The organism is Bacillus sp. JJ634 (assembly GCF_036962285.1).
Taxonomy (GTDB): Bacteria; Bacillota; Bacilli; order Bacillales; family DSM-1321; genus Peribacillus; species Peribacillus asahii_A.
This window is the reverse complement of record NZ_JBALMU010000178.1, coordinates 582-6086: the sequence shown is the minus strand read 5'-3', so window position 1 is coordinate 6086 and position 5505 is coordinate 582. Positions and strand designations below refer to the sequence as shown.

Here is a 5505-nt window from a genome sequence, read left to right as displayed (position 1 = left end):
TGTTATTGGGTTTATTTTATTTTTACGCAAAAAACGCTCATTTAAATTTGGTTTATCTCCAAAATCATTAGAGATAAAACCAATTAAAGGGTTAAAAAAATTAAGTAATAACTTGGAACAGTCCCTTAGTAAAAGTTATATGGAAAATGTAGAAGAGAGGGTAAGAAAAGAGCATAGGTTAAAAGAAAATGAGTATAATTGGCGTTTACTGGATTTAAAACGTTATTTTATTTTGACTTTTCTTTTAAAAGAGTCTCCAATGTTTAGCGAGAAAGTCGATGAACTGTGGCATCAGATGCTTATGTTCACCCGTGAGTATGATGATTTTTCTAAGAAATATCTAGGGACGATTCTTCATCATAGTCCAAATGTAAATGTATTGCCCGATCCTGATTTGCGGGGATTTTTTGATTGGGTGTATGCTGAGCTTTTTTTTATAAGAAAAGAGAATATCCATCTTTATAAGGGGTTTTTCAGGCACCCTGTACATCCCGCCGTTATTGATGAGTTTAAACATTTACCAGAAAATGAACTTATAGATATATATTTTAAGAGGGATACCCAATATAGTACTACTGTACTCTCGCTTATCTCTTCCATGAAAAAAAACGCAGCTCAGATAAAGGATTATGAAAAAAGCGTCATACAAGAAAAAATGAAAAAAAGCAAAAGAGAGGAAAACTATAACACGATGCTCGTTCCTTTCTTATGTGTTTCTTATTTTCATTATGATGAATTTTCAAGTTACATGAACATGAGCAGCAACAGTTCATCAAGCTGCACAAGTTGCGGGTCGGCCAGCTCCTGTAGTTCTTCTTGCTCGTCCAATAGTTCCTGCTCTAGCTGCGGTGGGGGTGGAGATTAATAGATTTCTTTAGGATTTTAACTTCTTTAAGAGTAAATAAGTTGGATAGAAATATTGAGAAAAGCTGAGTATTTAAGAGATAATTGTTTGTTTATTGAGGGAGGTTAGCTGTACAAGTTATAAATTTAATGGTTTAAAGTTATAGAGCATTTCTTTGAATGAGGAATGCTTTTTATTTTTGCTTAAAATAAAAATCTACAATAAAAATGTTATTCAAATTAATAAAAATTTATTGTAAAACGATAAAACATAGATTAAAATCAAAATCATAATAAATAAGTGAGGTGCTTTTTATGGAAAAAGTAACAACGTTGTTTTTAAAAATAACTGTTATTCTTTTAGGATTCCCAGTTCTTGCTCTGTGCATCTTTTTGGTGCCTGAGATGGCGAATCTTGCAGCAAAACTGCTTCCAGAGTTTGCTTTTATAAAATATCTCGTTTTCATCGCTTTTGATGCATCGGCGATACCTTTTTACTTTGCTTTGTATCAGGCATTCAAACTCTTACGCTATATTGACAAAAATAAAGCTTTCTCCGATTTATCTGTAAAAGCTTTAAAGAAAATCAAATACTGTGCCATCACAATCAGTATTTTGCATGTGCTAGTTTGGCCGCTCTTCTATATCTTTGCGGAAGTAGACGACGCACCAGGAGTTATCTTTGTCGGGTTGGTTGTTCCTTTCGCTTCGATGGTTATCGCAGTCTTTGCGGCTGTTCTCCAAAAACTTTTACAAGAAGCAATTAATATCAAATCAGAAAATGATTTAACGGTCTGAGGTGAATAACAATGGCAATTATAATCAATATTGATGTGATGTTAGCAAAAAGGAAAATGAGCGTAACAGAACTTTCCGAGAAGGTTGGAATAACAATGGCGAACCTTTCTATATTGAAAAATGGAAAGGCAAAAGCGATTCGATTATCCACTTTAGAGGCAATTTGTAAGGCTTTAGAATGTCAGCCTGGAGATATTTTAGAATACAAAAGTGATGAAGACAGTTAAACATTGTGGAGGAAACTTAATATAACAATTATTAGGGGAGGTATAACTATGGACATTAACAATTTGATTATTGAAAATATTGCTAATCCTCATGAGCTGGAGAGAATATATAGAAAAGACCCGAAAGCTTTTAAAAAGTCATTCTCACACGCATGGGAACAAAATCCTGATTCTCAGGTTCTTGGTGTTTGGTATGAAAGATTGCATTTCAAGGAGACGGCAAACACAGAAAAATCTTCCTTGCTTCAAAAAGGTTTCTTATTCATGGGCATTTTAGCCATTCTGGCCGGGATAAGCACCAGAATCATTTTCCATTTTGTCGAACAGGAAGCAATTGCTCCAATTAACCTGGCTTTTGGTATAATTCCCTTTATTGCTGCCTATTTTGTTTACAATAATACTCCGAAAAAAAGTATTATTTATTCCCTTGCAGCGTTGTTCCTAATTTCCGGTTTTTATCTTAATATGCTGCCATTAAATTATAAAGACAGTATTATCCTTGCTTATTTACACCTTCCCATATTCTTATGGGTATTGGTAGGGCTTGCATTTACAGGAAATGAATATTCAAAAGGCAGTACAAGATTAGCCTATATTAAATTTAATTTGGAATATTGTATTCTCTACGCCAGCATGGCAGTTAGCGGAATGGTACTAGCAGCATTAACCATGCAGTTATTTAGCTTTGTTGGCTTGGATATAGAAGACTTCTATTTTAGTAATGTCGTCTTATTTGGTGCTGCCGCTCTCGCTATTGTGGCTGCATACCTGGTATCAATAAATCTTAAACTTGCTAAGAATATTACACCATATATAGCTAAAATTTTTAGTCCTCTTGTCCTGGTCACATTGTTGGTCTATCTTATAACGGTTATATGGGTCGGAAAAAATCCATTCTTGGACCGCAATTTCCTGATAGCCTTCAACGGAATACTCCTTGGTGTATTGGCCGTTACCATATTTTCCATTATCGAGAGCGACTCAGACGAGAAAAAGAACATTTCAGATTATATAAATTTTGCCTTAATTGTTCTTGCGCTTATCATTGACAGTGTGGCTTTGTCAGCCATCGTGTTCAGACTTTCTTCTTATGGGATTACGCCTAATAGACTTGCTGTTTTAGGAGTAAACATACTTATCTGGGCAAATCTAATTTGGATTATGCTCTCCTATACGCGTTTTCTACAAAACAAATCCGGACCTTCAACTATCCAAGATGCCGTTACTAGGTATTTGCCGGTCTACGGAATTTGGGCAGCTTTCGTTACATTTACTTTTCCTATAATTTTTAATTAGAAAGGCTCTGTTAATGTAACGAAAAGCTAATTTTCTATAAGGTACAAAATCCTTAGAGCCGATATTATGCAGCTTTTTATACAGAGTTGCATAGTTTTGGCCAATCTTTTTTTCAAAACAGGCTTTTTCTATTTCCGGTTTTTTGTACAGTAAATTTTCTATTTGGAGTTGCAGAAGATAAATGTTTCCGACAACTTAAAAGTAAGCTGACCAATCATGACAGACCTTTTCTTGATTGACTAAAAACCTGTGATTCATTTCTATTATAAAAATTATTAGCACAGACCCAGGCCTGGGTCTGTGCTAATAATTTTTTATGATAATAAAAGTAACCCCTTACTATTGTTGAGGTGCGGAAGGAGTTGAAATACTTTGTAATGCCTGTTCTGCCTCGTTTGCATATTGATTTTGTACTGCTAGATCACCTAAAGCAACCATTCCTACTATTTGTCCATTCTCGATTACCGGTAATCGACGAATTTGCTGCTGTGCCATCAAATTTGCTGCTTGATGAACATCCATATCGGGTGTACCTTGTACGATTTGCTGTGCAGTCATGACTTGAGATACTGGTGTTTGTGCATTTTCTCCTTGTGCTGTCGTACGAAGGGTAATATCACGATCCGTTACAATTCCAACCAGTTGTTCACTGTTATTTACTACTGGGATAGCTCCGATATTATATTGGCTCATTAACGCTGCAGCTTCCTTTACGGTTTGTGTTTCGTTAACTGTAACAACATTTGATGTCATGATATCTCTTAATTGTGCCATGAAATTACCTCCAAATATATTTATCCTTTATAGGATGGGGAATATTAGAGATATTATTAATGGTAACTTTTTTCTAAATATAAGCTGCATAGCCTTTTATATCAATTTTTTATTAAAATGTTACCACTTTACCTTTCTGCTTCAAAATAATAATAGCTTTTATAAAAATTGTCATACATTTATTTTCTCTAAATTATAGGGGAAATGCTATCAAAACCTATTTATTCCAGGTACGCTTTCTTGGAACAAGAATGAATGCTTATTTTCATTCAAACGGGCGCATTTCAGGAGTACGAAATGTGCTCTTTCGTTTTGAATCGGGCCATAGCGAAGAAAAATAGAGAGGTGTTTCATGTATGTTTTCTAATGAACAATTACAAGACCTAATTGAAGGAAAAATAGTTGGGAACAAGTTCCCCTGTGATACAAATAATGAGCAAGAAATTGAAGCACATATCCGACGGTTATTTCATCGAATAAACCGTATTCCTAATTTAGTATGTGAAGCAGAGTGGAATCACTTTGGCAGTGGATACGCATCCTTTGTTGAATTTTTTTGTTATCGAAAAGAAGATGTTATAGTTGTTGAAGAGAAGTACGGTCGTCGAGAGATAAAGACAGATGGGATAATTATTGATATTTGTCGTTTAGCACCTGTAGCAATCATGGGCGAAGATGACAGATATAAAACAATTCATATTGAGACGAACGAGGTAGTTGGTGGAGCATATGGTTCTTTACTTGGTGGTCCAAATCCATTAGACTTGAGCAAGAAATTCCAAACAATTGCAGAAAAATTGAAACCAATCGGATTGATGAAGTCGACCTAAAAGCGATACCAAAAATAAGCCTCTATTTTTATAAAGAGGCTGTTAACTCGAATAAGACTACAGTTTATTGGTAACTGTAAACCTAATGAAACATAGAGATAAGGGGATTACTTATGACCACCGATAAAGAATTTAATCCAATGGATGTTATGAAACCAATTAATTTAAGTTCAAAAGAATTAGACGAGTCACAGCCATTTACATCGGTTGAAATCGGTAAACTTTGGGTTACCTATATGGGGAACAGTATGGTAAGTCAAATCTTGCCTTATTTTCTACAACATTGTGAGGATGAATATATTAGGACGTTACTTGAAAATGGTTTAGCCTTATCCAAAGATTTTATGCAGAAGATAGAAAATGTTTTTAAAAAGGAAAATTTCCCTATACCTGTTGGTTTTTCAAAGGATGATGTAAATCTTGGTGCCCCTCGTTTATACGAAGATGAATTTTACGTGCAATATTTAAAATATACGGCTAAGGCTGGGCTTAGTATCTATTCAGTAGCAATTCCGTTAGTAATAAGAGAGGATATAAGGGAATTTTTCGTTTATGCAAATAAATGCACAGATATTCTATTAGGACAGATTAATAATGTTTTATATGAAAAAAAATTAATTGTTAAACCTCCAATTATTCCTACACCTGAAAAACCTGATTTTGCTAATAAACAAAGCTATCTAAACGGTTGGTTTGGAGATGTTAGACCATTACATGCAATGGAAATTGTTCACCTT

General features: G+C 34.4%; 7 protein-coding genes. 6 read left to right on the top strand and 1 reads right to left on the bottom strand.

Annotated elements, in window-relative coordinates:
- The 4 genes from V7068_RS20770 to V7068_RS20755 form a co-directional block, all read left to right on the top strand.
- The coding region (locus tag V7068_RS20770; protein ID WP_499714367.1) for a UCP032817 domain-containing protein at window positions 1-865 on the top strand (865 nt) is incomplete at its 5' end.
- A gap of 293 nt (window positions 866-1158) precedes the next feature.
- Window positions 1159-1641: a DUF2975 domain-containing protein gene (locus tag V7068_RS20765; protein ID WP_252286222.1), complete on the top strand. Its 483-nt coding sequence runs from the start codon at window positions 1159-1161 to the stop codon at window positions 1639-1641.
- An 11-nt stretch (window positions 1642-1652) separates the two neighbouring features.
- Window positions 1653-1868, top strand: coding sequence for a helix-turn-helix domain-containing protein (locus V7068_RS20760; RefSeq protein WP_017153334.1), 216 nt, complete (start codon window positions 1653-1655; stop codon window positions 1866-1868).
- Between the two features lie 48 nt (window positions 1869-1916).
- Window positions 1917-3164, top strand: a complete 1248-nt coding sequence (locus V7068_RS20755; RefSeq protein WP_499714366.1) for a DUF4153 domain-containing protein — start codon at window positions 1917-1919, stop codon at window positions 3162-3164.
- A 339-nt stretch (window positions 3165-3503) separates the two neighbouring features.
- Here the strand turns inward: V7068_RS20755 and V7068_RS20750 are convergent, their stop codons facing one another.
- On the bottom strand, window positions 3504-3938 hold the full coding sequence (locus tag V7068_RS20750) for a CBS domain-containing protein (protein WP_252295003.1): 435 nt from the start codon (window positions 3936-3938) through the stop codon (window positions 3504-3506).
- 356 nt (window positions 3939-4294) lie between these two features.
- Here V7068_RS20750 and V7068_RS20745 point away from each other — a divergent pair, with 356 nt between their 5' ends.
- A complete protein-coding gene (locus V7068_RS20745; RefSeq protein WP_499714365.1) occupies window positions 4295-4768 on the top strand; it encodes a hypothetical protein in 474 nt (157 codons plus the stop codon).
- Window positions 4769-4881: 113 nt separating this feature from the next.
- Window positions 4882-5505: DUF3231 family protein (locus tag V7068_RS20740; RefSeq protein ID WP_499714364.1), on the top strand; the 624-nt coding region annotated here is incomplete at its 3' end.

What these genes read in the sequence shown, in the direction of transcription:
- V7068_RS20765 (WP_252286222.1), top strand. Translation starts at nt 1,159, where the DNA reads ATGGAAAAAGTAACAACGTTGTTTTTAAAAATAACTGTTATTCTTTTA.
- V7068_RS20760 (WP_017153334.1), top strand. Translation starts at nt 1,653, where the DNA reads ATGGCAATTATAATCAATATTGATGTGATGTTAGCAAAAAGGAAAATG.
- V7068_RS20755 (WP_499714366.1), top strand. Translation starts at nt 1,917, where the DNA reads ATGGACATTAACAATTTGATTATTGAAAATATTGCTAATCCTCATGAG.
- V7068_RS20750 (WP_252295003.1), bottom strand. Translation starts at nt 3,938, where the DNA reads ATGGCACAATTAAGAGATATCATGACATCAAATGTTGTTACAGTTAAC.
- V7068_RS20745 (WP_499714365.1), top strand. Translation starts at nt 4,295, where the DNA reads ATGTTTTCTAATGAACAATTACAAGACCTAATTGAAGGAAAAATAGTT.